This window comes from Streptomyces sp. NPDC029296, from assembly GCF_055569255.1.
The window spans coordinates 1-26,769 of sequence record NZ_JBVHXT010000067.1; the positions used below are offsets into that span (position 1 = coordinate 1).

Sequence of the window (26,769 nt, forward strand, 5' to 3'; positions counted from 1 at the left end):
CAGCACCGCAAGCTCTTCGACGAGCACACCGCCTTCCCCGTCGAACTCGCCCCCGCAGCTTGACGTGTTGAGCGCCTGAGGTGTCTATGCGGTCACAGCACTAGAGCAACAGCAACACTCGTGCCGTCCCCCTCAGAGGCCCGGGTCGACTGCACCGATCTGCACGGAACAGGAGTGCGCGGATCGCTAGGTACCTACAGTCAGTGCTGTGAACAAGCAGACAGAGGGTGAGATAGCCAAAGGTTTGAGGCAAGTGGCTGCAGCGACTGCTGGCGCAGCCGTCGGCCTAGCGGTTGGGGGCCCGGTGGGAGGAGCGCTTGCCGGCGCCGCAGCCGGGCCAGTCCTGGCCACCGGGTTTGAGGTGGCTGCGAATCGCATCGCGGCACATCGAGCGGCCCGGAGTGCTGAGGTGATGTGGGAGGTCACCCGCGCCTTGGGTATTGAGGCGAGCGAGTTGGAAGAGCGACTCCTTGCCGACGAGAGGTTGCTTGAGTTCGCCGGCAGGGTGCTGGGCGCTGCACAAGACGTTTCACTCACCGAGAAGAGGCGTGCCCTCTCCCGTGCCCTGGCCGCCGCAGTCGCGGATCCTGCTCCTGCACGCCTCGACATCTGGGAGCTCTTGCAAACGGCCATTCGAGAGATCGATGCTCCGCACATCAGATTTCTGCATGTGATCTCCTCGGCGACTCCGTTGCCTCAGCCGCCTGAGCGACCCACAGAGGGTGTGCAGTACGGCATGACGTTGGAGCAGCTCTGTAAGATCGATCCAGGGCTGGGGTTGGGAGGACACGCAATCCTGCAAAAGCTCCTCTCGCTGGGACTGATCGAGAGCTCACTGCACGGCGTTCTCTGGAGCGGCACTCACCGGCCGTACGCGCTCTCTGGGCTTGGGCAGCGTTTGCTGTCTCTGTTGGATACAGACACGCTGCCAGTTTCGTGAGTGACGGCAGTCGAGACGTCACAGCAGGTGCCTGCTTCCTGCACACACCACTCGTCCGCTCCCCTCCCGTACGCCGTCGACCCACACACCGTGGAGCAGGCGTGGTCCCTGGTGTCCAGGTGGAGCGTGTCACTGTACGAACGACCTGGATGCCAGGGGCCGCGTCTGCTCGGCTCTGCCTGGGGCGGCGGTGTACAGGATGTGAGCCCCTGTGGGGATAGCTTCAACGTTCGGGAGAAGCCGGGACCGCCAGTGGTGTGCGATGCCGTGTTCGTTGTCAGCGGGTGCCGCCGACGTGGGCGGCCTCTGCGGAGTTGATCAGCCGAGTGGTCACCGATGGAAGCTCGGGAGCCAGCATTATTGAAGGCTGGGCAGGGGCTCCTGGGAAGTGAGGCAGGCGCCCGGTGATCGTTGTGCTCGGGTGGGGTGGGCTCGCGTATCGTCCGTGGGGTGATTGATGCCACCGTGGCGGTCCGAAGCGATATCCCCGACAGTGCGCTCTCAGAGTTGATCGATGCCTTCGATCTCGGAGGCGTGCGGGAGCGTCGCTACCTCGCCGACGGGCTGATGAATGCGAACTGGAGGCTGGACACCCCGGCCGGGCAGTTCGCTTTGAAGCGGGTCACGGACGTCTCCCTGGAGCGGTTGCAGCGCAATCTCCGGGTGCTGGCAGCTCTCGCCGCCGACGGAGTCCCGGTGAGTGCCCCAGTACCCACGGTCTCGGGGTCGCTGGTGGCGCAGGTCGGAGGTGGCGCCTGGTGCCTGTTCCCGTGGGTGGCCGGCTCACATGTCCGAGGTGTCGACCTCAGCCCGGCCCGAGTGAGCGCACTGGGCGCGCACCTGGGTCGCCTGCACCTGAGCCTGGGCAGAGCTTGCGGTCGAGGGCTGCTACCCGGGGTGCCGGAGGCCATCACCGCGGACGTCACGTCGCCGGAGCGGGCGGTGGAGAAGGCCGAGCGGTTGTCCGCGGCCGTACGCGACAAGGGCACGGACAGCGACTTCGACAAGGAAGCCGCTGTCGCCCTGGAGCGTCGGCGGGCCCTCGTCTTCAAGCACGCCGATCAACGTCCGCGATCTGTGACGCCTGAGGGTGGTCACGGGTGGACGCACGGCGACGTGCAGTACCGCAATCTGCTCTGGGAAGGCGGGAAACTCGCCGCCGTCCTGGACTGGGACCGGGTTGCGGTGCGTCCGTACGCGGAAGAGGTTGCCCGGACGGCGCAGGTGCAGTTCGGGGTGGGCGGGGTGTTCGACCTCGCGCGGGTCTCGGCGTTCGTCGAGGGGTACCGGTCGGTGGTGCCGCTGAAGCCGTCTGCGCTGGTGGACGGCGCCCGGCGGCTGTGGTGGAAGCGGATGACGGACTTCTGGCAGCTGGAGTTCCACTACGACCGCGGTGACCTCTCCTTCGATGAGTTGTTCACCGCCGATGAGGCGCTGCTGCACTGGTGGACGGACCGGCTGGATCAGGTCGAGGACGCCTTCGCCGCGGGGTAGATCCCGAGGCGTTCGAGGTCCGGCAGGCGGGGGCGGGTGAAGGCGGTCGCACGTTGCCGGGCCTGTTCGCCCAGGGTGTGGTGGTCGGCGGTGCGGATGGCCTCCGCCCACCCTTCCGCGCCGGCCTCGGCGGGAAGCACGATGCCCGCGTTGCCTATGGCTTCGGGGATGCCGCCCCGGTCGGTGCCGATGCTCGGGGTCCCGTGCAGTGCGGCTTCGATGATCACGCGGGGGAAGGCGTCCTCCACCGTGGACGGCACGAGCAGGAGGCGGTGGCTGCGGTAGAGGGGGCTCATGTCGTAGACCCGCGGCACCCAGGTGACGTTGGGGTAGCCGGCGAACTCCTCCGTGGTGTTCCACCAGCCTTCCACCAGGGTGAAGCGCTGTTCGGGCATGCGGCGGATGAGCTGGTGCAGCAGCTCGGAGCCTTTCGCCGGGATGGGGTTGACCATGAGCACGGCCCTGGTCCGCTCGCTGCGGTGTTGCTCCGGCTTCGGTGGGGTGAAGGGCGGGTACAGGACGGACAGCCGGGTGTCATCGGTCCGGGGCGCTCGTCGGAGGACGAACTCGGACACGGCCAGTCCATGGTGCGGACGACCGTCGAGGACGCCCAGTCCCGTCCTGGACACCGAGTGCAGGATGCCTGCGACGAGAGAGGTGGACCGGGCTCGGGCGGCAATGTCGGCCGCACCTTCCTGGGAAGTGAACACCACGTCCGGCCGCACGTGGGACAGCATGCTCCGCAGGGCTGACGTGATCCGCTGCTGGGGTACGGCTATGCAGTCCACTCCGTTCCACCTGTAGCGCAGACCCTCCTCGGTCTCCTCGTACTCGGTGTCGTTTGCGCCGAGGTAGGTCCGCATCTGGATGACCTGTGGGGACTGGTCCCAGGGTGCTTGGTGGGAGCCGAGATAGATGATGCGCCATCCGGCTGCCGAGAGTTCTTCGGCGAGGAGTTGCTGGGTGACCTCCGCTCCGCCGATGAGGAACGGAGGTGGGGTACGCCGCCAGGCGAAGAGGGCTGTGGGCATCGGTCGGTCACCTGGTCCAGTACGTGACGAGGGCCTCCACCGCGTGCGTGACCGCGTCCGGGCCGGTGTCGGCGGGGATGACGGTCACCTCCCGTGACACAGGCGGCTGCGCCGCGGAGACGAAATAGTCCCGCGCGTGTGCCAGGAACGTCGGCTCGTGGAGGAAGTACTCGGACTCGGCCGCCGTGTGCTCGGCCGCCTTGCGGCGCAGGGCCAGCTCCTCGGCCGGCACATCCAGGTAGAGGGTGTGGTGGGGGCGCAGGAACGGCAGCTCCTGGAGGCGGTCGCGCAGGCGGTGGTGGACGTCGTAGCCGAACAGAGCGTCGAGCGCGTGGGCGTGGGCCAGGAGGGTGTCCACCGAGCGGTCCAGGAGGACGACGGGCTTGGCACTGACGAGCGCCCGGCGCACGCGAGTGCCTTCGATGCCCATGAACGTTTCGAACGCGGCGAGCTGTTCGGCGGCAGACGCGGTCCGGGCGGGCGGGATGTCGGCGCGATGAGCGATGTGCTGGACGTAGCAGTCCGAGACGAAGGCCCGGTTCTCGATGCCGCGCGTGCGCAGGTGGTGAATCACTGTGGACTTGCCGGCGTACGAGGGCCCTTCGAGCGCGATGATCTTCACGGGGACTCCGTCCGGTAGAAGCGCTCGGCAAAGGCTCCGGTGCGGCTCAGGAGGCCGGCCGCTGTCGTCCACGCGTGCCGGATCGGCCGGTACATCTTGCGGACCGGGTGCATCTGCGAGCCGTGCATGTGCAGCACGGTGACCTTGTCGAGCACGACGTCGGTGATGTCGGCCGGCTCGGCTACCAGGGTGTGGCCGGTGCGTGCTCGGAAGAGGTGTTGGTCGCAGCCGGCCAGGGCGTAGGTGGGCCAGAAGGCGAGGTCTTCCCAGAACCAGCGGCATCCGAGTCGTACTGCTGCCGTGTGTACGAGGAGGTGGTCGGGGTGGCGGGTGACGGCGGCCGGGGCGAGGAGTTCGGCGTCGGGGTGGGCTTCGGCGATCTCTCGGAGCTCGTCCGTGATCCGGTCCAGGCGTTGTGGATCGAAGGGTCGGTACGGGGGCGCTGCGTCCTGGTGGCCGAGGGTGATCCGATGGGCGGGGAAAGGGGCCAGCGCGGCGGCGCCTTCCCGGCTGCGCAGGTCGGATACGGCGGCTTCGGTGACGTAGGTGTCCTCCAGGGCCGGGTGGACGCTGGTGGAGCGGGTGAACACCGTGGCCACGGTGAGCGGCCGGGGATGGGCCAGGAAGGCGCCGGAGGCGGACAGGGCGAAGTCGTCGTGGTGGGGTTCGATGGCGAGCACCGGGCGGCCGGTCGGGCGCCGTTTCTCGATGAAGTAGCGATCTCCGCTGTGTGGGGCCCTGAGTGCGATCACTCGGTGGTCGTGAGCCCGGTGGCGCTCGGCCAGGTGCTCGGTCCACTGCTGGTGGGCGTGCATGAGGTCGTCGGGGAAGGTGTAGATCCCTTCCGCGTCCGGCACGGGCAGCGTCGTGGTCATGGTGGGCTCCGGGGTCATCGGACGGTGCTCTGGTACCAGTGGCGCCACATGCGAGGGGAGCTGAGCCGCAATCGTGCGGTGACGGGGTTCTGCCACCACAGCATCCGGAGGCTGGACCACTGGTCGTAGCGGCGGGTGGAGGGGCGTACGCGCAGCTCGTCGAGGATCACGACCGGGGCGTTCACGCTGCGGCCGTGGGTTGCCAGCCGGTGGAAGAACTCCACGTCCTCGCTCATGAACAGGTCGTCGCGGTATCCGCCGATCTCCTGGAAGGCGACCGCGGTGGCGAACTGGGCGACGCCTTGGGCGCCGCCGCGCGTGTCTCGGTAGTGGTCCCAGTACGCGCAGAGCAGCCGTGCGCCGAGCCGCTTGGGGGTGTACAGGGGCGGAATGGCGCCGCCGACAGCGCCGCCGTCCATGGCGGTGACCGCGGCGCTGATCGCCTCCAGTGGCAGGGCGACGTCGGCGTCCGTGAAGAACAGCCTGCGGCCACGGGCGGCAGCCGCTCCGGTATTGCGGACCCGGCCGATGTTGCGGACGGTCTCGCTGATCACTCGGACGCCGAATGAGGCGGCCATGTCGGTGGTGGCGTCGGTGGAGGCGTTGTCCACCACGATCGCCTCTCCCCGCTCGCCGCTCGTCTCCTGCCACCGTTCGAGGGAGGCGAGGACGGTGGGGAGGTAACGGGGCAGGTATGCCGCTTCATTGTGGGCTGGAATGACCACCGTCAGTCCAGGGCTGGTCATCGGGGAGTCCCTTCCCTTCGGGACGTGCGGAAGAGGTGCGGTGTCTGGCGGGCCAGGTCGTCCAGGCGGCCCGACCACAGGGAGCGGCTCGCACCAGGCGAGGCGTGGACCCAGCAACGGACGGTGTGGAGGACCGCCCAGGCCGACAGCCGTGATTCGTCCAGGGGATGCTGGTAGGCGCCGATCAGCGTGCGCCGGTCCCACGGTGTGTGCGCCGCGGTCATGACGAGGGCGTGAGCGACGTCCGCCTCCCGTCGGCCCGGCGCGGCATCCGTGAAGTCGACCAGGTAGCGCGTGCCGCGCGGGCCGGCGAGGACGACGTTGTCGAAGTGGATGTCGCCGTGGCACCACACGCTGGGTGCCCGGTCCGGTGTGCCGGCGATGATGGCGAGGGCGGGACCGATCCGGCTCAGCAGCTCGGGTGGGCAACGGTTCACCAGGGAGGAGACCGAGTCGAAGAACGGGCGCCGCGGCACCACATGCTCGACCGGCGCCCCGTGCAGACGCCCGAGGAGACAGCAGAGGTCCCGGAGAGCCCGGGCATGCGGAATGTGGCCGGACCGCACGAAGGCCCCCAGCGTCTGCCCACCGAGATCACTGGTGATGAGCGCGGTGGCCCCCTCTCCGGAGATCACACCGCTGCCGAGCACCTGCGGGACCGGTACGGCGACGCCGGCCGCGCGGATGGCGGCGGCCTCGGTCAGCGCGTTGCGCCGGGCGGTGTGGTCGTACAGCTTCACGATCACGCTGCGACCGTCACGGAGGCCCGCCCGGAACACCGCCGTCCGGGAGCCCGAGGACAGGCGCTCCGCGGTCCGGGCGGACGCCCTGAGGAGAGCGCTGCACGCATGCGAGACCATGGCGGGCGGCGTGGTCATCGAAGCCCCGCCGGCTCGGGATGAGCGGCGCCCAGCGCGCGGACATGCCGAAGGGTCCGCTTCAGCAGAGCGCGGTACTCCAGTACGTCGGCCGTACTCGGACAGTCTGCCTGCCATGGCTTCTCCGGGCCCACGAAGTGGATGAGACGGGCGGCCGGGTCGGGCCGCAGAGGGCGGCTGACGACGCGACGTACCCAATCGCCACGTTCGAGATACCGACCCACCTCGAACCGGTTGTACGCGGCGCCGACCGGCCGCACGCGGCCGGTGCGGAGGAACCACAGGTTCAGGGCGTCCTGATCGTTGTGGAGGATGTGCCGACGGTGTCTGGCCAGGGCCTGCTCGACGCCGTGGCGGATACGCGGCAGATCGGCGGTGTGAACCCACAGGAGGCCGGCGTTGTAGTAGGGGCGGCCTTTCAGATGCGGCCAGCGGTCCACGGCGCCCGGCAGGGTGGGGCATCCGCCGACGGACGGGTTGAACTCGTCGCGTACGGCACCTACCTCGCCCGGGCGAAGAGCATGGAGCGGCGTGGTCAGGTCGCCGCGGACCAGGACGTCGGCGTCCACGTAGACCAGGTATGGGCGGCGGACGAAGCCGGGCGTGAACTCGAACCGCAGATACGTGGTGACGGTGATGTACGAGGTGTCCGCCATCCGCGCGGAGCGCAGTGGGGAACGGCGGGCCAGGGCGAACGAGCCGAAGCCGACTCGCTTGGCGAGGTGGGCCAGCAGCAGTGCCTGGGGTGGTCCGAGGTCGAAGCTGAGTAAGCGCAGCGCCGCGGCCTTGCGGGCGCGAGGGCTGAGGCTGTCGGCCAGCGAGGCGATCGTGGCGAGGCCGGGGGTGAGGTAGTGCCGGTCGATGCAGATGCCGAATGCGTACACGGCGGGTCCACCTTCCGGGCGTGTCTGGGGAAGTGCTTTGGCGATGAGTGGTGAGTCGTGGGCGCGCATGCTTTGTTGCTGGCCCGGTGGTGCCGGCTCCGCCATGAGCCTCATGGCGGCAGGGGCATCAAGCGGTCTTCTCTCGGTTCACGCGTTCCTCGCGCGTCTCGATGACGTGGAGGCTTTCGGGCTCGTCCGTCTCCCACTGATTCGTCGTGCCGCCCGACACCGGACGCAGGACCCACACGGCACCCTGCTTGATGTCGGTGACGATGGCGTGGCGTCCGTCGGTGTCCTCGACCAGATCACCGACTCCTGCCCGTGCCCGGGTCACGAGGCGGCTCCCGGAGCGAGGTCTTTCCACAGCCACCAGCCCGAGGAGGCTTCGAGCAGAACGCGCCGGCGTTCCTGTCGTCCGGCGGTCTGGCGGGGTGGCGGGGACGTCGCATCGGCGAGGAAGCCGCCTCGGTCACGGATGAGGACACCGAGCGCGGCGAACTGCGCGCCATCGTCCGCGAGGTGGGAGATTCCGGCGACGATGATGCCGCGGACCAGGCCGGAGGACAGTGTGCTCGTGACAGCCGCCCAAGCCGGGCGGACGTCCAACGGCACACACGGGTTGTCGTCGGACCAGGCGCCGGCCACGTGCCAGTGCCGGGCGTCGGCGTAGCGGCGTGCGCGGCGTTCGGCCTCGCGGACAGCGGCCGACTCGAACGCGCAGGAGTAGACGGCGACCGGCACGTGTCTAATGCCGCCGGGTGAGGATTTCGGCATGCGAACAGCGTGCTGCCCGCCCTGTCCGCAGGACAGGCACGGCCCGTGGCGGTGCCAGGAACTCATGACTCGATGGCCTGACACGACCCGTGCTGCTGCGCTCTCGTCCTCCAGCAGAACTGCAACGGGACGTGACGGTCGGACTGGTGGCGGCCGTGGGAGCTGCTACGGCCCGTGGCGGCGGCCGGTCAGCGGACGGCGAGGGGCACACCGGCCGCGCGGGCGAGCCCGCGGAGCCGCGCGACGGATACACCGGCGAGGCGAGAGATGATCACTCCGGGCAGCATCTGGTGCCGCACCCACGCCGGCGCCATGCCGCAGACCCTTTCCAGGGTGTCGGCAGCCTGGTCCCATCGGCGGCACTCCACGTGTGTCAAGGCGACGTCGAGACCGTACCGGGCCCGAGTGGCGAGGGGCACCGTGTCGTCCAGCCGGACCGTGTCCATGAGTCGCAGCGCACCGCCGGTGTCGCCGAGGGCGACGGCGATGCTCATGGCCTGCGTGCCGGCGTACAGGGGCCCGAAGGGCTGGGCATGCCGGCCACGGGCATGTTCCACACCGAGGCGGGCGCCGACCGCGTGGGCCTGGGAGAGGTACTCCCGTGCGGCGTCCGGCGAGGAGCCACCGCGGGATGCGGCCACAGCCGCGTTCGTGACGAGCTGCCCGTACACCGACAACCGGTCCGGGTCGTGCTCGGACATCTTGGGCTCGATCCGGTCGGCCTGAGCCGCGGCGAGGGCGAAACCCTGCGCCGTCCGCCCGTCGCGGAGATTCACCCACGCCGTGGTGGCGGCCAGGTGGGCATCCCGCAGGTCGTCACCGGCCTGCACGGCGATCTGCCGGCCGTAGGTGAGCGCCGCGTAGGCCAGGTCCCGTGACCCCCACACGTTCGCGGCCATCCCGGCGGTCTGGAAGACATCGGCCAGGACACCGGCCGCGGCCTCCCGCTCGCCGGCGTCCGCCAAGTCGTACCGGGCACGAGCTTCAGGAAGCAAAGCCCCTAGCAGCGCGCCGAGTTCGGTGTAGTGCCCCGCCCAGTAGGCAGCGTCAGCGCGCCGGACGACATCACGGAGCTCTTCGACTGTGCCCGGCTCGGTGTCGGTGGGGATGCCGATGGCGGCATCGTGCGTGGCAGCGGACAGCGCCCGCAATGCCGCACGCTCATCGCGGTCCATGGAGCGTCGGGGCGCCTGCTGGCCGAGGAGTACGGCGATGTCGGTGCCGAGGGCGGAGGCGATGGACAGAAGCGACGGCAGGGAAGCGGTGCCGCCCCGTTCCAACTTACGTACGACGCCCACGGAGACGTTGGCGGCTTCCGCCAACTGCTCTTGGGTCATGCCACCGCGCAGCGTCTTGAGCCGTTCAGCGGTGCTGTACTCGGACCATTGCATGCCAGCAGCTCCTCCCCGTTCGGCCAGGCACGGACCGTACCCACTGCTTTACGACCAGCAACAGTCATAGGTACGAGGGCAGTGGCGAGTTGGCCGGAAGTCACCGCTGGACGGAAAGCGCGGCACTCACACCGAGCAGCTCTTCCAGTTCAGCCACCGTGGACGCTTCGTCCGTCGCGAGGACGGTGGTGATGCCCAGGGCCTCCGCCGGTGGGAGGTTCCGAGGGTGGTCGTCAACGAACACGCATGCCTGTCCAGGAAGCCCGAGGCGTTCCAGCGTCAGCTCGTAGATGGCAGGGTCGGGCTTCGCCATGCCGACCTGCTCGGAGATGACGTGCACGTCGAAGAGGTCCCAAACGCCGACGTTCACGTACGGGTTGAACGGATTCATGCCGAAGCTGTTCGACAAGAGAGCGAGACGGTATCCCGCGTCCTTGGCGGCACGCGCGAGCGCGGCCATACGACGGGCCGCGGGCACCGCGGACCAGGCCCGACCCATCAAGTTCTCCGGTGCGACATGGGCACCGAGAAGGGCCGCAGTGCGCTTGTTCCACTCCTCTTGGTCGATCTCACCGACCTCCAGCGCCGCGTACAACCGCCGGCCCTCCGGGTCATCGTTGAGCGTGGCACGCCACGCTTCCGGGCGAAGCCCTTCAGACTCGCACCAAGCTCGGTGCACGGACCGCGGGTCAGCGGTCAACACCCCGGCGAAGTCGAGGATGAGCCCCTGCTTGGCTGGCTGATCCGTGGCACCCATGGGTTGCGGCATGCTGGTTGCTTCCTCTCCCTTGCCTTATGAAAAGCTACCGCGCACCGACGGAGTGGATACCTGCAAGCCTTGCGCTTCGTCCGGTGCCTGTGACGCGATTAATTCCTGACGGGCTTGTTTCAAGTGCCCACTCCTACAGGATCCCGCCGGTGACTGCTGCCCCGACTCAGGCTTCTCCGCCTGCCCTGGAGCCCTTCCCCGGACTCCAGCCGGGCACCGATCTCGCCACCATCATCACCGGCGTCCTCATCTGCACCGGCGTCAAGCTGCGCGACAGAGACATCGAGCCTCTTCCAACCTCACGGGTGGTTGGGTCGGCGCCCCGGTGCCGGACATGAAGAAAGCTCCTGGTAGACGGGTTCACGACCAAGATCACCAGTCCGCCAGGAGCTCTGGTGCTTGTCTACCCGTCTGCCATCGATCTGTCCAGCCGCACCCGGCAGCGTCTCGCCGATCTACTCGCGGGGCACCGGCGTCGGATCAGCTCCCGCTGGCGCCGCCTCACCTGCGGCCGGCAGGCCCTCCCCGTCCTCACACACCTGCGCTGCGGTGATACTTATGCCCGCCTGGCGGTGGGTTTCCGCATCGGGATCGCGACGGTCTACCGCTACATACGCGAGGCCGTCAACCTCCTGGCCCCGCTCGCTCCGACACTGGAGCAGGCCATGGACACGGTCCGCAGCAAGGCGTACGTCATTCTCGACGGCACGCTCCTGCCCATCGACCGCATCGCCGCCGACCGCCCGTACTACTCGGGCAAGAAGAAGCACCACGGCATGAACGTGCAGGTCCTCGCCGACCCGGCCGGACGCCTGATCTGGGCAGCGGACGCACTGCCGGGAGCCACACACGACCTGACCGCGGCCCGGACCCACGACATCCCGGCCACGCTGGCTGCCGAGAACATCAAGTGCTGGGCGGACAAGGCGTATCAGGGCGCGAGCCCCACCATCCGCGTCCCGTTCCGGGGCAGGGGCCTGCGCGGCTGGCGCCGGCGTCACAACCGGGACCATGCCAAGATCCGCAGCCTCGGCGAACGCGCCATGGCGGTCCTCAAGGGCTGGCGGCTCCTGCGCAAGCTCCGCTGCAGTACCACCCGGATCACCGCCATAGTCCGAGCCGTCATCGCCCTCGAACTCGCCAACTGATCAAGATGGAAACGGCTCATCGTCGGCAAGGCCGTGCTCGTGGCGGAGGAGTGGTACGTCGACCCGGTCCCAAGGAACTCGCCCTGTCCGCCAAGACGGGCAAACCTTTCGAGATCGTTCAACTGTTCCTCGACTCCTCCACCGAGCACTTCCTGGCCACTGAGAGAGGTCGATCATCACCCGTCCTTCACACACTCAGCTACCAGCCCGGCTCCGTCACGATCGACCGGGTCGGCACCGAAAGCGCCTGGCTGCTGCGCCGTGTCGCCCAGTCGCTGCCCGGGGTCCACAGCACGAAGCCCGAAGTTCAAATCATGCCGGAACGATCACTAGGGGACTCAAATGGGACTTCCATGGCCAAAATTGATCACTTTCGCTCACGGTGGAGAACCCGGATGTCGGTAACCTTAAGATCAAGAGATGACTCTCTCTAATGCAAATCCGGAAGAGGAAGGCATGCCGGAAGCGGAAATCCTCTCGCGAATCGTCGAGGTAACCCCTGAAACGGCCAGAACTTATCTATCTCGGGCTTCGGTCAATAGACGCCTGGACCTGGGGCAGGTGAAATCCCTGAAAGAGGCCATTCTGCGTAACGAATGGAGGCTGACCCATCAGGGAATCGCTTTCGATGAGACCGGTGCGCTTCTCGACGGCCAGCACCGTCTCCACGCGATCATCGAGGCCAACACTCCGGTGAGACTGCTCGTTTTTGACGGGCTGACAAGAGACGTTTTTCCGGTTCTCGACACCGGAAAGCGTCGGAGTGCAGCAGATACGTTGTCGTCAACTGGGGCGAAGTATCTCACACTGCTTTCCTCCACCATCCGACACGTGATTCTATTCAAGACGATGCCGAATGATCCCTGGAGTGGTGTACGGGCTCAGGTATCGAACGATCGTATCCTGGCCGCATACAACGATGATAAAGACAGGTATGGGGAGGCGGTGGCCACCGGACGCGAGCTTTCCAAGCATCTTTTCGCGAGTCAGACGGCAGCGGCAGTGGGGTACTTTTTAACCACTGAGGCGGCGCCTGCCGCGGATATCGACGAGTGGGTGTCGGGTCTTAAGTCGGGGGCTAATTTGGATCCTGGCGATGCTAGGCTAGCTCTCAGGGAGGTGCCTAGGGACACGCAGAAAAGGGGCTCTAGGCGCAGGATGGGTATGCGAGACCAAGTGGCCATCTATATCAAGGCATGGAACGCCTGGGTTGAGCCAGATAAGGCTGGAGAGTTGCGTCTTCGGCGTTTGAGGAAGAGGGAGAATATGCCGACGCCTGTCGAGATGAAGTTCACTCACTAGGCTTCAGGGCAAGCTGCTGCGGACAATTACTTTTCCTGTCTCATCCAGCACGACTACCTCTCTGCTCAGGGACTTGGCGAGGCGCTCGACAAAGTCGCACGAAATTGACTGCGAAGACCCACCTGGACCCTTAGCAACAATGACCACGCTCTCGCCCTCCCAAGAGGAGCGAACAGCGTCCCAGCCGATCTTTGCGAATGAGGAAGAAATGAACTTCTCTTCACTGATTCGGCGAATTTCCCGAGGTGGGCGCCTTTGTGTCCCGTCGACACGTAGGGTGTATCTCTCGATATCTGCCATGCGCTGATCGAGTTGTCGGGAAATTAGGAGGATCTCCTCTGTCATGTCGGCCTCAGAACGCTGCACCACCTTCGGAACCTTTTCCTTAGGGGAAATTGTAGTGATGCCCCTCATGATGTTCTCGAAGTCCGGCCAAATCCTCCGGAAGGTGCGTTCCAATCTTTCACGGGGGATAGCGAGGCAGCCTGAGGCGTCATTGATATCGGAAAGAAGCTTCTGTACGTCCTCTTTGCTATCCCCGATGACGGCTTGGAACTGGCTGATAGGGCTGATTAGGTCTGTAGTCTTCATGCCGACTAGGAGCGGGACGACATAGCCGTCCCTTACCTGTTTCGAAAGTGCTCCAGCCTCAAAATTTATCCAAGTGGAAGTTTGATTCTCTGGAGTCACGCAAATGATTCCGAAATTGGTCTCGGACAGTTCGTCAGTGATTTCGCGAACCCCTCTTCTGCCTGCAGAAATATCTAGACTGGAGAGCCAAGGGTTGACATGTTGCAAGACATCTGGCAGCCAAGACCAGAGGGCTTCAGCTGTCTTCTTGGAGCGTTCTCCGGACCAGCTCAGGAATACCTTCATGGTGACCTCCTTCTACTTTGATTACCACGCCGGTTTGTCGCAGTCGGCTCGGCCGCTCTAAGCAGGAGTGCCTGTTCCTTCTTGAGTGCTCCATACGACTCCCGTACATAGGACAGAAATCTGTGTCCGGGATGGCGAATCAAAGTAGATCTTTTCGGGCCGGCTGCGTCCCAGCCTGCCAGAAGAGCGTCATAGGTTGCTGCGTGTGCGCAAAATTCCAGAACCACGGGCGGCATTTCACCTCCAATAATCAGGTCGCCACGGGCGGTGATAATGTCACGCATTTTCTGGGCCGTTGGCGCGAAGACAGATACTACCCATGTGCGCCAGCGCTCTTCCTCTAGTTCCGGAAGGGGAGCATCAGCCGCGTCTGCAGTGAAGGGAATAAGGTAGCGTTGACAGTACTCTCTCCACGCCTTCTCGTTTGTTTCCGTAAGAACAAGAAGTGGCCCGTAAAGATGCTTTAATTGGCTGCTCACTCGTTCGAATCGCGCTTTCCTTTGGGATCTGCGAATCTCTCCGTAATGGTTCAGCCAGTAGACCATGATGGCAATTATGATGCTGGCGCACGCCGTTACCATCGCCGCGATCATCGGAATCTCCATGGTGCCGTTTCGTGCGGTATTGAAGCATGACGCAAGGGGATCCCGCCACCCTGAGGGCAGCATTCCCCCGAATTTTCTGCGGCGGTCACAAAGGATTTCAGGCCATAATATTTTCCGACCGCCAGCGTCATGGCGCCACCCGATCGGGTGCTATGGAACGCTATGGCGCCCTGCTCGCCCTCGGTGCTGTGGTCTGCCTTGGCCTTGATGAGTGTCCAGGCCCGAACATGCCTTCCTCACCCCCTGATACGAGCGCCCGACCGAGATCCGTCGGGGAGAGTGGCGGGACCCGGAGGCCGATGCGGTGAGCTTCCGGGCCTACGCCGACAAGTGGGTGGACGAACGGGAACTGGCCCCGCTCACCCGCGACCTGTACCGCTACCTTCTCGAGAAGTACCTGGCCGCCTTCACCGACTCCGACCTGGACGAGATCACGGCGCCGCTCGTGCGTGAGTGGCGGGCCGAGCGGCTGCGGGTGACCGGGGCCAAGACCATGACGGCCAAGGCATACCGGCTCCTGAAGGCCATCATGGAGACGGCCGTGGACGACGAGTTGATCACGCGCAATCCGTGCCGGATCAAGGGCGCAGGCAAGGAGAAGGCGGCCGAACGGCGCATTGCCACCGTGGCCCAGGTCGACGCGCTCGCCGAAGCGGTCGGGATGCGGTGGCGGCTGGTGGTCTACCTCGGCGCCTACGGCCCGATGCGTCCGGAAGAGCTGGCCGGCCTGCGTCGCCGGGACATCGACCTGGACAACCTGCCGATCAGGGTCCGTCTTGCCGAACCCGAGCGGATGAACGGACGACGCGTCCGGGGCGGGACGAAGTCGGAGGCTGGGACCCGGACTGTGATTCTTCCCGCGTTTCTCCGCCGGGAGCTGCGCTGGCACCTGGAGTCGTATGCCGAGCCGGGGCCGGACGGGCTGGTCTTCGTGGGGGAGAAGGGCGCCCCGTTCCGTCGTAGCACCTTCGGGCGGAAGTGGCGTAAGGCACGTGAGATCGTCGGCATGCCCGAGGGCTTCCGGTTCTACGACCTCCGCCACACCGAGCACACGCTCTCCACCCGGTCCGGCGCCACCCTCAAGGACACGATGGTCCGTGCCGGGCAGTCCTCCGAGAAGGCAGCTCTGATCTACCAGCACTCCGACGAGGAGCGGCAAGAGGAGGTCGCCGCCGGCCTCGACGCCACCGTGCGGAAGGCTCGGGCGGAGGCCGCCCAGAAGACGGCCGACGAGTCTTCTGGCACGGATCTGGCACGCGGCGAGTGATCACCACGCACTACAACAAGGCCCAGGTCTTTGACTTGGGCCTTCAGCATGGAGCGGGTGACGAGAATCGAACTCGCGCTCTCAGCTTGGGAAGCTGATGTTCTACCATTAAACTACACCCGCGTATGTACGGACATGGAGTTCGGGGAATCCCTTGTCCGACGCTCGCTCACTCTACATCATCGCGGAAGCGTGGTGGGCCGGGGTCGTGGGGCCGGGTGGGATCCGGCTGTGGGGGGCGGTGAGTTGGGGCGTACCGTGGGGGCCGGAGTGCCGCCTGGGGCGTCGTCTCTTTGATCCCGTAATGTGGCTTTTGGCGTCCGGGCAGAACGCCGGACGCGGCTCTTGGGGAAGGGACTTGAGGGACTTGATGCAACGCACCGTCGTCCGCTGCGCGGACGGGCACGTCTTCAGCACCACTTCGTTCCCGATGCAGCAGGCCGAGCGGCTCGGCCCCGGCCGGCTCGTGCGGTGTCCGCGGTGCGCCCGGCTGCGGAGCGCGGTGCCCGTCGTGCTGGAGAAGCGGTAGGCGACAAAGCGGTACCGGCCGTAGCCGGAGCGTGACAGGGAGCGCGCGGCGCCGTCGTGATTGCGATGGTTCCGCGCGCCTTGCGTATCCTCGCTACGTGCTTCTCTCAGACAAGGACATCCGGGCCGAGATCGACGCCGGGCGGGTACGGATCGATCCCTACGACGAATCCATGGTTCAGCCGTCGAGCATCGACGTGCGACTGGACCGCTACTTCCGGGTGTTCGAGAACCACCGCTACCCGCACATCGACCCCTCCGTCGAGCAGGCGGACCTGACGCGGCTGGTGGAGCCCGAGGGGGACGAGCCGTTCATCCTGCACCCCGGGGAGTTCGTGCTCGCCTCCACCTACGAGGTCATCACGCTGCCCGACGATCTCGCCTCCCGTCTGGAGGGCAAGAGTTCGCTCGGCCGGCTCGGGCTGGTCACGCACTCCACCGCCGGGTTCATCGACCCCGGCTTCAGCGGACACGTCACCCTCGAGCTGTCCAACCTCGCCACGCTCCCCATCAAGCTGTGGCCGGGCATGAAGATCGGCCAGCTGTGCATGTTCCGGCTGACCTCGCCCGCCGAGTCCCCGTACGGCAGTGAGCGCTACGGCTCCCGGTACCAGGGGCAGCGCGGGCCGACCGCCTCGCGGTCCTTCCTCAATTTCCATCGGACCCAGGTGTGAGGGCCAGTACAGCATGAGCAGCGCAGAAGTGCGGGAGAACCTGACCTACGACCTCTTCGGATCCGCGATCCGGGAGCTGGCGCAGACCATCGCCGACGACGGGTACGAGCCCGACATCGTGCTGAGCATCGCCCGTGGTGGCGTCTTCGTCGCGGGCGGACTCGCCTACGCCCTCGACTGCAAGAACATCCACCTGGTGAACGTGGAGTTCTACACCGGTGTGGGCACCACGCTCGAGATGCCGGTGATGCTCGCCCCCGTCCCGAACGTGATCGACTTCTCCGACAAGAAGGTGCTGATCACCGACGACGTCGCCGACACCGGCAAGACGCTGAAGCTGGTCCGCGACTTCTGCCTGGACACCGTGGCCGAGGTGCGCTCCGCGGTGATCTACGAGAAGTCCCACTCCCTCGTGAAGTGCGAGTACGTGTGGAAGCGGACCGACGACTGGATCAACTTCCCCTGGAGCGTCGAGCCGCCCGTCGTGAAGCGGGCCGGTCAGGTCCTCGACGCCTGAGCCCGGTTCCGGTACCAATGCGAAAGGGCCCCCGTCGCCGGGGGCCCTTTCGCGTGCGCGCGTGCGCGGGCGCTCAGAACGTGCCGAGCTTCACGATCGACAGCAGCGCGATCAGCTGGATCGCCGACGCCCCCAGCGCCCTCGGCCAGGGCAGGTCGTGGGAGCGGGAGACCATCAGGGTCAGCAGGGCGCCGGCGCCGATCCAGGTGGCCCAGCCGAGGATCTGGACGAAGCCGGCGTCGCCGCCGAAGAACATGGCGACGATCAGCCGCGGCGCGTCGGTGAGGGCCGTGATCAGCATGGACAGGCCCACCGTGGGCTGCCAGGCGCCGTCGCCGCCGAGCTGGCGGGCCAGGGTGTGGGTGACCGCGCCCAGCACGAACAGGCCCAGCACCATCACGACCGCCGTCACCAGCACGATCGGCACCGCGTTGGACAGCGTCGCGCTGATCGCGTCGTGGCGGGCGCCGTCGAAGCCGAAGACGGCGAGCAGGCCGTAGAGGAAGGTCACGATGAGGGCGGGGATCCACATCGTGTAGTCCCGCATGCGCAGGAAGGTGTCGTTCGGGGCGAGGACGATCCCCTTCAGCAGTTCCTTCCAGTGCAGCGGCGGGCCGATCGGGGCGGCCGGCGCGGGGGCCGAGCCGGCCTGGTAGGTCGCCCCCTGGGTGTAGCTCGCGGCCTCGTCGACGGAGAACGCCTGGGTGTGGCCCGGCTGGTCGGCGGCGTAGGGGTCGTGCCCGCCGTGCCCGCCGTGGCCGCCGCCCGGGTGGCCGCCGTCGCCGAAGTACTCGGGGCCGTCGTCCGCGGGGCCCGGGTAGCCGTAGGACTGCCCCTGGTGCGGGTACGGCGGCTGCTGTCCCTGGTGCGGGTACGGCGGCTGCGGCGCCGACGGGTAGCCGTACGAGGGACCCGTCGGTCCCGACGGGCCCGGGCGGCCGTACGGCGGCTGCCCGTACGACGGTCCCCCGGGCTGCGCGGGGCCGTGCCCGCGTCCGTACGACGGTCCCTGGGGCGCCTGCTGTCCTTGGGGGGTACGGTCGTCCCGGCCCCCGCGTCCGATCCTGAATCCAGCCACGTCATCGAACGTACCTGGTCCGGGCGGGCCGCGTGACGGGGCCTGTGGTCCTGGCCCGGCTTTGCGGCCGACCTGTGACATCCCCTAAGGGACCGTCCGGCACCGCACCCCGAATTCCCTCGGGGTTCCGCGACGTTCGGCGGGGCTCCATGGTCCAGGATGGGACCATGAGCGTAGTGAAGATCAACGTGCTGACCGTTCCCGCCGAGCAGCGGGAGGTGCTGGAGAAGCGGTTCGCCTCGCGGGCCCACGCGGTGGAGAACTCCGACGGCTTCGAGTGGTTCGAGCTGCTGCGGCCCGTGGAGGGCACCGACCAGTACCTCGTCTACACCCGCTGGCGCGACGAGGAGTCCTTCCAGGCCTGGATGGAGGGGCCGATGAAGGCCGCGCACCACGGCGGCGGCGAGGGCGGCGGGGAAGGCGGCGAGCGCCCGAAGCCCGCGGCCTCCGGTTCGACCCTGTGGTCCTTCGACGTGGTCCAGCAGGCCGGCCCCAAGGGCGCCTGAGCCCCACCGTGCAGCGGAGACCGCCGGAGCCCGGCCCCGGACACACGACGGCGCCCCCTGCCTGTGCGAAGCAGGGGGCGCCGTACGTGCGGGGGAGCGGGTTACTTCACCGGCTCCGGCTCCGGCGCGCTCTCGGCCTCCGCCTCGCCCGCCGGGTCGGCCGGCGTCTTGACGGAGTCGAGCAGCAGCTGGGCGACGTCCACGACCTGGATGGACTCCTTCGCCTTGCCGTCGTTCTTCTTGCCGTTCACCGAGTCGGTGAGCATGACCAGGCAGAACGGGCAGGCGGTGGAGACGATGTCGGGGTTGAGGGACAGGGCCTCGTCGACGCGCTCGTTGTTGATGCGCTTGCCGATCCGCTCCTCCATCCACATCCGCGCGCCGCCGGCGCCGCAGCAGAAGCCGCGCTCCTTGTGGCGGTGCATCTCCTCGTTCCTGAGGCCCGGGACCTTGCCGATGATCTCGCGCGGGGGCGTGTAGATCTTGTTGTGGCGGCCCAGGTAGCAGGGGTCGTGGTAGGTGATGAGGCCCTCGACCGGGGTGACGGGGATCAGCTTGCCCTCGTCCACCAGGTGCTGGAGCAGCTGGGTGTGGTGGATGACCTCGTAGTCGCCGCCGAGCTGCGGGTACTCGTTGCCGATGGTGTTCAGGCAGTGCGGGCAGGTCGCGACGATCTTCTTCGCGGACTTCGGCTTCTTCGTCGCCGGGTCCTCGTCGTCCTCGCCGAACGCCATGTTCAGCGCGGCGACGTTCTCCATGCCGAGCTGCTGGAACAGGGGCTCGTTGCCCAGGCGGCGGGCGGAGTCACCGGTGCACTTCTCGTCGCCGCCCATGATCGCGAACTTCACGCCCGCGATGTGCAGCAGCTCGGCGAAGGCCTTGGTGGTCTTCTTCGCGCGGTCCTCCAGGGCGCCGGCGCAGCCGACCCAGTACAGGTACTCGACCTCGGTGAGGTCCTCGATGTCCTTGCCGACGACCGGGACCTCGAAGTCGACCTCCTTGGTCCACTCCAGGCGCTGCTTCTTCGCCAGGCCCCAGGGGTTGCCCTTCTTCTCCAGGTTCTTGAGCATCGTGCCCGCCTCGGAGGGGAAGGCGCTCTCGATCATCACCTGGTAGCGGCGCATGTCCACGATGTGGTCGACGTGCTCGATGTCCACCGGGCACTGCTCGACGCAGGCGCCGCAGGTGGTGCAGGACCACAGCACGTCCGGGTCGATGACGCCGTTCTCCTCGGCGGTGCCGATCAGCGGGCGCTCGGCCTCGGCCAGCGCGGCGGCGGGGACGTCCTTCAGCTGCTCCTCGGACGCCTTCTCCTCGCCCTCCATGGTCTTGCCGCCGCCGGCCAGCAGGTACGGCGCCTTGGCGTGCGCGTGGTCCCGCAGCGACATGATCAGCAGCTTGGGGGAGAGCGGCTTGCCGGTGTTCCAGGCGGGGCACTGCGACTGGCAGCGGCCGCACTCGGTGCAGGTGGAGAAGTCCAGCAGGCCCTTCCAGGAGAACTGCTCGACCTGGGAGACGCCGAAGACGTCGTCCTCGCCCGGGTCCTCGAAGTCGATCGGCTTGCCGCCCGAGGTCATCGGCTGGAGCGCGCCGAGCGCGGTGGAGCCGTCGGCGTTGCGCTTGAACCAGATGTTCGGGAACGCCAGGAAGCGGTGCCAGGCCACGCCCATGTCGGTCTTCAGGGAGACCGTGATCATCCAGATGAAGCTGGTCGCGATCTTCAGTCCGGCGAAGAAGTAGGTGAGGTTCTGGAGCGTGGAGAGGTCCATGTCCCGCAGCCAGGCGACGACCGGGTACGAGATGAAGAACGAGGCCTCGTAGCCGTCGACGTGGTGCTGGGCGCCTTCGAGGGCGTGCAGCATGAAGATGCAGACGCCGACGATGAGGATGACGGTCTCGACGAAGTACGCCTGGCCGAAGTTGGAGCCGGCGAAGCGGGACTTGCGGCCCGGGTCGCGCGGGTGGCTCAGCTGGCGGATCGCGATCAGCACCAGGATGCCGACGACGGTCATCGTGCCGATGAACTCGACGTAGACGTTGTACGGTGCCCAGTCGCCGAGGACCGGCAGGATCCAGTCCGCCTCGAACAGTTGCCCGAACGCGTTGACGATCGTCAGCAGCAGCGTGAAGAAGCCGACGGCGACGAACCAGTGCGCCACGCCGACGATGCCCCAGCGGTTCATGCGGGTGTGGCCGAGGAACTCCCGGGCCACGGTCATGGTGCGCTGTGCGGGATCGTCGGTCCGCGTGCCGGCCGGTACCGGCTGGCCCAGCCGCATGTGGTTGTAGATCTGGAGGAGGGCGCGGCCGAACAGTGCCACGCCGACCACGATCAGGACCAGCGACACGATGATCGCGGCGAGTTGCATTGGGGCTCCTGAAGCGGCCTCGGTCGGAACGAGCTGTCTGGGCTGACGGACATTACTAAGCGGTAACTTATGTAGTCCGTCTGAGACTACCCCTATCTTCCTTCGGGATGCAGCAGAGCGCGGGGTGATATGGATCGCCGCCAGGCAATCAGATCGTGTTATTCGTACCGAATTGATACTTTCGCCCCTACCTTAGAGCCGTGCTCTACGGGATCACCGCCGCCACCGCCGCCCTCCTCCTGACCGCCGTGCTCGCCGCGGCGCTCCGGGCGCCCGCCCTGCGGGCCGGGATCCTCGACCGGCGCCGGCAGCGCCCCCTCCCGCTGCTCGGCGGGCTCGCCGTCGTGACCGTCACCTGCCTGGTCGCCGGGGTGGGGCAGTGGAGCCGGGTGGCCCCGCTCGGGGAGGGCGTCGAGCAGCTGCTGACGGCCGCCGCCGCGATCGCCGCCCTGGGCCTGGTGGCCGACGTGTGGCGGCTGCGCACCCGGGTGCTCGCCGCCGGTACGGCCGTGGCGGCGGTCTGGGTGGTGCCCTACGACGACACGGGCCTGCCGGGCGGGATGCTGGCCGTCGGCTGGATCGTGTGCACCACCCTCGCCTTCCGGGGGCTGGACCACGCCGACGGACTGGCCGGGACGGTCGGGGTGATCACCGCCTTCGGGGTGGGCGCCTGCGCCGCCGCCGAGGTGATGGACGGTCTCGCGGTGCTGCTGAGCGTGGTCGCCGCCGCCCTCACCGGCTTCCTGATGCACAACTGGCACCCCGCACGGGTCGGCCTCGGCGCCTGCGGCTCGCTGTTCACCGGGTTCGTGCTGTCCTCCGCCGTCGTCTTCACGCGCGCGGGGTACGCGCTCGGGCCGAGCGCGGCCGTGGTGTTCTGCCTGGCCGCCGTCGCCGTCGCCGACGCCCTGCTGGTCGTCCTCGCCCGGACCGCCGCCCGGCGCCCGCTGCTGCGGCGCGGCCCGGACCATCTCGCGCACCGGCTGCGCCGGCTCGGGCTCGCCCCGCAGGGGTCCGTCGTGCTGCTCGGGGCCGCCTCGTTCTCCTCGGTGCTCGTGGGGGTACTGGTGCACGCCGGGTGGACCGGGAAGGGGGCCGCGCTCTGGGTGGCCGGCGCGGTCGTCGTCACGGCGATCGTCCTCGCACTCCTTCGGATGCCTGTTCCGCAGCCGCGGCGGACGGCATCGACGCAGGTCGGCGGGCACTTGCGCGTAAGGAGCGGATAAGAGTTGAGTCCGATTGACTCAGGTCTGTTGACCCCGCGGTCCTCCTCGTGCACACTTGAGCCTGTTCCACTCAAGTCAGCTGGAGGAATCAACCATGGCACGTGCGGTCGGCATCGACCTGGGCACGACTAACTCCGTCGTCAGCGTTCTGGAGGGCGGCGAGCCCACCGTCATCACCAACGCCGAGGGTGCCAGGACCACGCCGTCCGTCGTCGCCTTCGCGAAGAACGGCGAGGTGCTCGTCGGCGAGGTGGCCAAGCGCCAGGCGGTCACCAACGTCGACCGGACCATCCGGTCCGTCAAGCGCCACATGGGCACCGACTGGAAGATCGCGCTGGACGGGAAGGACTTCAACCCGCAGCAGATCTCCGCGTTCATCCTGCAGAAGCTGAAGCGGGACGCCGAGGCCTACCTGGGCGAGAAGGTCACGGACGCGGTCATCACCGTCCCGGCCTACTTCAACGACTCCGAGCGCCAGGCGACGAAGGAGGCCGGCGAGATCGCCGGCCTGAACGTCCTGCGCATCGTCAACGAGCCGACCGCCGCGGCCCTGGCCTACGGCCTCGACAAGGACGACCAGACGATCCTCGTCTTCGACCTCGGCGGCGGCACCTTCGACGTGTCCCTGCTGGAGATCGGCGACGGCGTCGTCGAGGTGAAGGCCACCAACGGCGACAACCACCTCGGTGGCGACGACTGGGACCAGCGCGTCGTCGACTACCTGGTCAAGCAGTTCCAGTCCGGTCACGGCGTGGACCTGTCCAAGGACAAGATGGCCCTCCAGCGCCTCCGCGAGGCCGCCGAGAAGGCCAAGATCGAGCTGTCCTCCTCCACGGAGACCTCGATCAACCTGCCGTACATCACGGCCTCCGCCGAGGGCCCGCTGCACCTGGACGAGAAGCTCACCCGCGCCCAGTTCCAGCAGCTGACGGCCGACCTGCTGGAGCGCTGCAAGACGCCGTTCCACAACGTCATCAAGGACGCCGGCATCTCCATCAACGAGATCGACCACGTCGTGCTCGTCGGTGGCTCCACCCGTATGCCCGCCGTCGCCGAACTGGTCAAGGAGCTGACCGGCGGCAAGGAGGCCAACAAGGGTGTGAACCCGGACGAGGTCGTCGCCATCGGCGCCTCGCTCCAGGCCGGTGTCCTCAAGGGTGAGGTCAAGGACGTCCTGCTGCTCGACGTCACCCCGCTGTCCCTCGGCATCGAGACCAAGGGCGGCATCATGACCAAGCTGATCGAGCGCAACACCACGATCCCGACCAAGCGCTCGGAGATCTTCACCACGGCCGAGGACAACCAGCCGTCGGTGCAGATCCAGGTCTACCAGGGCGAGCGCGAGATCGCGGCGTACAACAAGAAGCTCGGCATGTTCGAGCTGACCGGTCTGCCGCCGGCGCCGCGCGGCGTCCCGCAGATCGAGGTCTCCTTCGACATCGACGCCAACGGCATCATGCACGTCACGGCGAAGGACCTCGGCACCGGCAAGGAGCAGAAGATGACCGTCACCGGCGGCTCCTCGCTCCCGAAGGACGAGGTCGACCGCATGCGCGAGGAGGCCGAGCGTTACGCGGAGGAGGACCACAAGCGCCGCGAGGCCGCCGAGACCCGCAACCAGGGCGAGCAGCTCGTCTACCAGACCGAGAAGTTCCTCAAGGACAACGAGGACAAGGTCCCCGGCGAGGTCAAGACCGAGGTGGAGTCCGCCGTCGCCGAGCTGAAGGAGAAGCTCAAGGGCGAGGACACCGCCGAGATCCGCACCGCCACCGAGAAGGTCGCGGCCGTCTCGCAGAAGCTGGGCCAGGCCCTGTACGCCGACGCCCAGGGTGCCCAGGCCGCCGGCGGTGCCCCGGCCGGTGACGCCAAGGACGACGACGTCGTGGACGCCGAGATCGTGGACGACGAGCGCAAGGACGGTGCCGCGTGACGGAGGAGACCCCGGGCTTCGAGGAGAAGCCCGACGTCCCCTCCGGCGCCACCTCCGACGACGCCGAGCCGAAGGCCGCCTCCGAGGAGGGGGCGGCCCCGGCCGGGGACGGACCCGCAGAGAACGCCGGTCTGGTCGCCCAGCTGGACCAGGTGCGCACGGCGCTCAGCGAGCGCACGGCGGACCTCCAGCGCCTCCAGGCCGAGTACCAGAACTACCGCCGCCGCGTCGAGCGCGACCGGGCCGCGGTCAAGGAGATCGCCGTGGCGAACCTCCTGACCGAGCTGCTCCCGGTGCTCGACGACATCGGCCGGGCACGGGAACACGGCGAACTGGTCGGCGGCTTCAAGTCGGTGGCCGAGTCGCTGGAGACCGTCGCGGCCAAGATGGGCCTGCAGCAGTTCGGCAAGGAGGGCGAGCCCTTCGACCCGACGATCCACGAGGCCCTGATGCACTCCTACGCGCCGGACGTCACCGAGACGACCTGCGTGGCGATCCTGCAGCCCGGGTATCGCATCGGCGAGCGCACCATCCGCCCCGCGCGGGTGGCCGTGGCCGAGCCGCAGCCCGGCGCGCAGACCGTCAAGGCGGACCAGGCGGAGGGCGCCGAGGAGGACACCGCGGCGGACGGCGACAAGGAGAACGGTGGCCCGGACGAGGGCTGACGTGACAGAGGGGAAGGAGGGACGTCGGGGATGAGCACCAAGGACTTCATCGAGAAGGACTACTACAAGGTCCTCGGCGTCCCCAAGGACGCCACCGACGCCGAGATCAAGAAGGCGTACCGCAAGCTCGCCCGCGAGTTCCACCCGGACGCCAACAAGGGCAACGCCAAGGCCGAGGAGCGCTTCAAGGAGATCTCCGAGGCGAACGACGTCCTCGGCGACCCCAAGAAGCGCAAGGAGTACGACGAGGCGCGCGCGCTCTTCGGCAGCGGCGGCTTCCGCCCCGGGCCGGGCGGGGCCGGCGGCTCCTTCAACTTCGACCTGGGCGACCTCTTCGGGGGCGCCGCCCAGGGCGGAGGCTTCGGCGGCGGCATCGGTGACGTCTTCGGGGGCCTGTTCAACCGCGGCGGCACCGCGGGCCCGCGTACCCAGCCCCGGCGCGGCCAGGACGTGGAGTCCGAGGTGACGCTGAGCTTCACGGAGGCCATCGAGGGCGCCACGGTGCCCCTGCGGATGTCCTCCCAGGCGCCCTGCAAGGCCTGCTCGGGCACCGGCGACAAGAACGGCACGCCGCGCGTGTGCCCGACCTGCGTCGGCACCGGACAGGTCGCGCGGGGCTCCGGCGGCGGCTTCTCGCTCACCGACCCCTGCCCCGACTGCAAGGGACGCGGCCTGATCGCCGAGCAGCCCTGCGAGGAGTGCAAGGGCAGCGGACGCGCCAAGTCGTCGCGGACCATGCAGGTCCGCATCCCCGCGGGGGTGACCGACGGCCAGCGCATCCGGCTGCGCGGCAAGGGCGCGCCCGGCGAGCGGGGCGGCCCGGCCGGCGATCTGTACGTGGTCGTCCACGTCGGGGAGCACCCGGTGTTCGGGCGCAAGGGCGACAACCTCACCGTCACCGTGCCGGTGACGTATCCCGAGGCGGCTCTCGGCGGAGAGGTGCGGGTGCCGACCCTCGGCGGTCCGCCCGTCACCCTGAAACTGCCCCCCGGCACCCCGAACGGCCGTACGATGCGGGCCCGGGGCAAGGGCGCGGTCCGCAAGGACGGCACCCGCGGCGATCTGCTGGTCACCGTGGAGGTGCGTGTCCCCACGGACCTGTCGGGGAAGGCTCGTGACGCACTGGAGGCGTATCGCGAGGCGACCGCGGGCGAGGACCCGCGGGCGGAGCTGTTCGAGGCCGCGAAGGGAGCTTGAGAGAGATGGATGGCCGTCGTCCCCGCCAGCGCGGGGGTTTCTCACCGTACGAACTGACCGACGAGACCCCGGTCTACGTCATCTCGGTGGCGGCCCAGCTCTCCGGACTCCACCCGCAGACACTGCGCCAGTACGACCGGCTGGGCCTGGTCTCCCCCGACCGCACCGCGGGCCGGGGCCGGCGCTACTCGGCGCGGGACATCGAACTGCTCCGCCAGGTGCAGCAGTTGTCGCAGGACGAGGGCATCAACCTGGCCGGTATCAAGCGGATCATCGAGCTGGAGAACCAGGTCGCCGCGCTCCAGTCCCGGGTCGTGGAGCTGGAGGCGGCCCTGGACGGCGCGGCGGCGGCGATGCGGCAGCGCGAGGCCGCGGTGCACGCCTCCTACCGGCGCGACCTGGTGCCGTACCAGGAGGTCCAGCAGACCAGCGCGCTGGTGGTGTGGCGGCCCAAGCGGCAGCAGCAGGACTGACGGC

General features: G+C 67.9%; 27 protein-coding genes, 1 tRNA gene and 1 pseudogene. 14 read left to right on the plus strand and 15 right to left on the minus strand.

From position 1 onward, the window contains the following. The first annotated feature begins 208 nt into the window (after positions 1-208). Both ACZ4W9_RS37790 and ACZ4W9_RS37795 read left to right on the plus strand, forming a co-directional pair. A complete protein-coding gene (locus ACZ4W9_RS37790) occupies positions 209-940 on the plus strand; it encodes a hypothetical protein (RefSeq protein WP_467943743.1) in 732 nt (243 codons plus the stop codon). A 411-nt stretch (positions 941-1,351) separates the two neighbouring features. Next, the gene (locus tag ACZ4W9_RS37795) at positions 1,352-2,434 is read left to right on the plus strand and encodes a phosphotransferase (RefSeq protein WP_467943745.1); all 1,083 of its coding nucleotides are present in this window, start codon (positions 1,352-1,354) and stop codon (positions 2,432-2,434) included. On the opposite strand, the gene ACZ4W9_RS37800 is transcribed toward ACZ4W9_RS37795, so the two are convergent. From ACZ4W9_RS37800 to ACZ4W9_RS37845, 10 genes are all read right to left on the minus strand, one after another. Then, entirely contained in the window at positions 2,404-3,465 is a 1,062-nt protein-coding gene (locus ACZ4W9_RS37800; protein ID WP_467943747.1) for a glycosyltransferase, read from the minus strand. The two genes, ACZ4W9_RS37795 and ACZ4W9_RS37800, sit on opposite strands and share 31 nt — an antisense overlap. Positions 3,466-3,472: 7 nt before the next feature. Further along, a complete protein-coding gene (locus tag ACZ4W9_RS37805) occupies positions 3,473-4,087 on the minus strand; it encodes a hypothetical protein (protein ID WP_467943749.1) in 615 nt (204 codons plus the stop codon). Beyond that, positions 4,084-4,962: a PIG-L deacetylase family protein gene (locus ACZ4W9_RS37810; RefSeq protein ID WP_467943751.1), complete on the minus strand. Its 879-nt coding sequence runs from the start codon at positions 4,960-4,962 to the stop codon at positions 4,084-4,086. The genes ACZ4W9_RS37805 and ACZ4W9_RS37810 overlap by 4 nt, the downstream gene beginning before the upstream one ends. Before the next feature lie 14 nt (positions 4,963-4,976). Further along, complete coding sequence (locus tag ACZ4W9_RS37815; RefSeq protein WP_467943753.1) at positions 4,977-5,708, minus strand: glycosyltransferase; 732 nt, start codon at positions 5,706-5,708, stop codon at positions 4,977-4,979. Beyond that, a complete protein-coding gene (locus ACZ4W9_RS37820) occupies positions 5,705-6,586 on the minus strand; it encodes a phosphotransferase family protein (RefSeq protein WP_467943755.1) in 882 nt (293 codons plus the stop codon). The genes ACZ4W9_RS37815 and ACZ4W9_RS37820 overlap by 4 nt, the downstream gene beginning before the upstream one ends. Continuing rightward, positions 6,583-7,470, minus strand: coding sequence for a glycosyltransferase family 8 protein (locus ACZ4W9_RS37825; protein WP_467943757.1), 888 nt, complete (start codon positions 7,468-7,470; stop codon positions 6,583-6,585). The genes ACZ4W9_RS37820 and ACZ4W9_RS37825 overlap by 4 nt, the downstream gene beginning before the upstream one ends. A 127-nt stretch (positions 7,471-7,597) precedes the next feature. Next, positions 7,598-7,804: a hypothetical protein gene (locus tag ACZ4W9_RS37830; protein ID WP_467943759.1), complete on the minus strand. Its 207-nt coding sequence runs from the start codon at positions 7,802-7,804 to the stop codon at positions 7,598-7,600. After that, positions 7,801-8,244, minus strand: coding sequence for a hypothetical protein (locus tag ACZ4W9_RS37835; protein WP_467943762.1), 444 nt, complete (start codon positions 8,242-8,244; stop codon positions 7,801-7,803). Before ACZ4W9_RS37835 ends, ACZ4W9_RS37830 begins: the two co-directional genes overlap by 4 nt. Before the next feature lie 188 nt (positions 8,245-8,432). Continuing rightward, entirely contained in the window at positions 8,433-9,635 is a 1,203-nt protein-coding gene (locus tag ACZ4W9_RS37840) for a helix-turn-helix domain-containing protein (protein WP_467943765.1), read from the minus strand. A 100-nt stretch (positions 9,636-9,735) separates the two neighbouring features. Next, the gene (locus ACZ4W9_RS37845) at positions 9,736-10,404 is read right to left on the minus strand and encodes an HAD-IA family hydrolase (protein ID WP_467943767.1); all 669 of its coding nucleotides are present in this window, start codon (positions 10,402-10,404) and stop codon (positions 9,736-9,738) included. A 395-nt stretch (positions 10,405-10,799) separates the two neighbouring features. On the opposite strand from ACZ4W9_RS37845, the gene ACZ4W9_RS37850 reads away from it, so the two are divergent. Together ACZ4W9_RS37850 and ACZ4W9_RS37855 are read left to right on the plus strand one after the other, a co-directional pair. After that, entirely contained in the window at positions 10,800-11,552 is a 753-nt protein-coding gene (locus tag ACZ4W9_RS37850; RefSeq protein ID WP_467943769.1) for a transposase family protein, read from the plus strand. A gap of 420 nt (positions 11,553-11,972) precedes the next feature. Continuing rightward, positions 11,973-12,854: a hypothetical protein gene (locus ACZ4W9_RS37855; RefSeq protein WP_467943772.1), complete on the plus strand. Its 882-nt coding sequence runs from the start codon at positions 11,973-11,975 to the stop codon at positions 12,852-12,854. Between the two features lie 3 nt (positions 12,855-12,857). On the opposite strand, the gene ACZ4W9_RS37860 is transcribed toward ACZ4W9_RS37855, so the two are convergent. Then, on the minus strand, positions 12,858-13,730 hold the full coding sequence (locus ACZ4W9_RS37860; protein ID WP_467943774.1) for a toll/interleukin-1 receptor domain-containing protein: 873 nt from the start codon (positions 13,728-13,730) through the stop codon (positions 12,858-12,860). Further along, entirely contained in the window at positions 13,727-14,335 is a 609-nt protein-coding gene (locus ACZ4W9_RS37865) for a hypothetical protein (protein ID WP_467943776.1), read from the minus strand. The genes ACZ4W9_RS37860 and ACZ4W9_RS37865 overlap by 4 nt, the downstream gene beginning before the upstream one ends. A gap of 262 nt (positions 14,336-14,597) precedes the next feature. Here ACZ4W9_RS37865 and ACZ4W9_RS37870 point away from each other — a divergent pair. Beyond that, positions 14,598-15,602 (plus strand): annotated as a pseudogene (locus tag ACZ4W9_RS37870) (tyrosine-type recombinase/integrase); the annotation flags it as partial. A gap of 49 nt (positions 15,603-15,651) precedes the next feature. Here ACZ4W9_RS37870 and ACZ4W9_RS37875 read toward each other — a convergent pair. Next, positions 15,652-15,725, minus strand: a tRNA-Gly gene (locus ACZ4W9_RS37875). Positions 15,726-15,972: 247 nt separating this feature from the next. Between ACZ4W9_RS37875 and ACZ4W9_RS37880 the strand changes: the two genes are divergently transcribed. The 3 genes from ACZ4W9_RS37880 (at position 15,973) to ACZ4W9_RS37890 (ending at position 17,321) form a co-directional block, all read left to right on the plus strand. After that, a complete protein-coding gene (locus ACZ4W9_RS37880; RefSeq protein WP_467943778.1) occupies positions 15,973-16,131 on the plus strand; it encodes a hypothetical protein in 159 nt (52 codons plus the stop codon). A gap of 97 nt (positions 16,132-16,228) precedes the next feature. Continuing rightward, positions 16,229-16,804, plus strand: a complete 576-nt coding sequence (dcd, locus tag ACZ4W9_RS37885; protein ID WP_318202246.1) for a dCTP deaminase — start codon at positions 16,229-16,231, stop codon at positions 16,802-16,804. A gap of 13 nt (positions 16,805-16,817) precedes the next feature. Continuing rightward, complete coding sequence (locus ACZ4W9_RS37890) at positions 16,818-17,321, plus strand: phosphoribosyltransferase (protein ID WP_358690812.1); 504 nt, start codon at positions 16,818-16,820, stop codon at positions 17,319-17,321. A 73-nt stretch (positions 17,322-17,394) separates the two neighbouring features. On the opposite strand, the gene ACZ4W9_RS37895 is transcribed toward ACZ4W9_RS37890, so the two are convergent. Then, positions 17,395-18,480, minus strand: coding sequence for a Yip1 family protein (locus tag ACZ4W9_RS37895; RefSeq protein ID WP_467943780.1), 1,086 nt, complete (start codon positions 18,478-18,480; stop codon positions 17,395-17,397). An 86-nt stretch (positions 18,481-18,566) separates the two neighbouring features. On the opposite strand from ACZ4W9_RS37895, the gene ACZ4W9_RS37900 reads away from it, so the two are divergent. After that, on the plus strand, positions 18,567-18,905 hold the full coding sequence (locus tag ACZ4W9_RS37900) for an antibiotic biosynthesis monooxygenase family protein (protein WP_181793323.1): 339 nt from the start codon (positions 18,567-18,569) through the stop codon (positions 18,903-18,905). Between the two features lie 101 nt (positions 18,906-19,006). Here ACZ4W9_RS37900 and ACZ4W9_RS37905 read toward each other — a convergent pair whose 3' ends face one another. Continuing rightward, positions 19,007-21,274 (minus strand): (Fe-S)-binding protein, encoded by a 2,268-nt coding sequence (locus tag ACZ4W9_RS37905; protein ID WP_467943781.1) that lies wholly within the window; start codon positions 21,272-21,274, stop codon positions 19,007-19,009. Positions 21,275-21,474: 200 nt separating this feature from the next. Here ACZ4W9_RS37905 and ACZ4W9_RS37910 point away from each other — a divergent pair, with 200 nt between their 5' ends. From ACZ4W9_RS37910 to ACZ4W9_RS37930, 5 genes are all read left to right on the plus strand, one after another. After that, the gene (locus ACZ4W9_RS37910) at positions 21,475-22,500 is read left to right on the plus strand and encodes an MraY family glycosyltransferase (protein ID WP_467943782.1); all 1,026 of its coding nucleotides are present in this window, start codon (positions 21,475-21,477) and stop codon (positions 22,498-22,500) included. A gap of 94 nt (positions 22,501-22,594) precedes the next feature. After that, on the plus strand, positions 22,595-24,430 hold the full coding sequence (gene dnaK, locus ACZ4W9_RS37915; protein WP_318202241.1) for a molecular chaperone DnaK: 1,836 nt from the start codon (positions 22,595-22,597) through the stop codon (positions 24,428-24,430). After that, on the plus strand, positions 24,427-25,095 hold the full coding sequence (grpE, locus tag ACZ4W9_RS37920) for a nucleotide exchange factor GrpE (RefSeq protein WP_467943783.1): 669 nt from the start codon (positions 24,427-24,429) through the stop codon (positions 25,093-25,095). The genes dnaK and grpE overlap by 4 nt, the downstream gene beginning before the upstream one ends. 30 nt (positions 25,096-25,125) lie before the next feature. Next, on the plus strand, positions 25,126-26,292 hold the full coding sequence (dnaJ, locus tag ACZ4W9_RS37925) for a molecular chaperone DnaJ (RefSeq protein WP_467943784.1): 1,167 nt from the start codon (positions 25,126-25,128) through the stop codon (positions 26,290-26,292). Between the two features lie 5 nt (positions 26,293-26,297). Further along, positions 26,298-26,765, plus strand: a complete 468-nt coding sequence (locus ACZ4W9_RS37930) for a heat shock protein transcriptional repressor HspR (protein WP_365875520.1) — start codon at positions 26,298-26,300, stop codon at positions 26,763-26,765. The last annotated feature ends 4 nt before the right edge of the window (positions 26,766-26,769 follow it).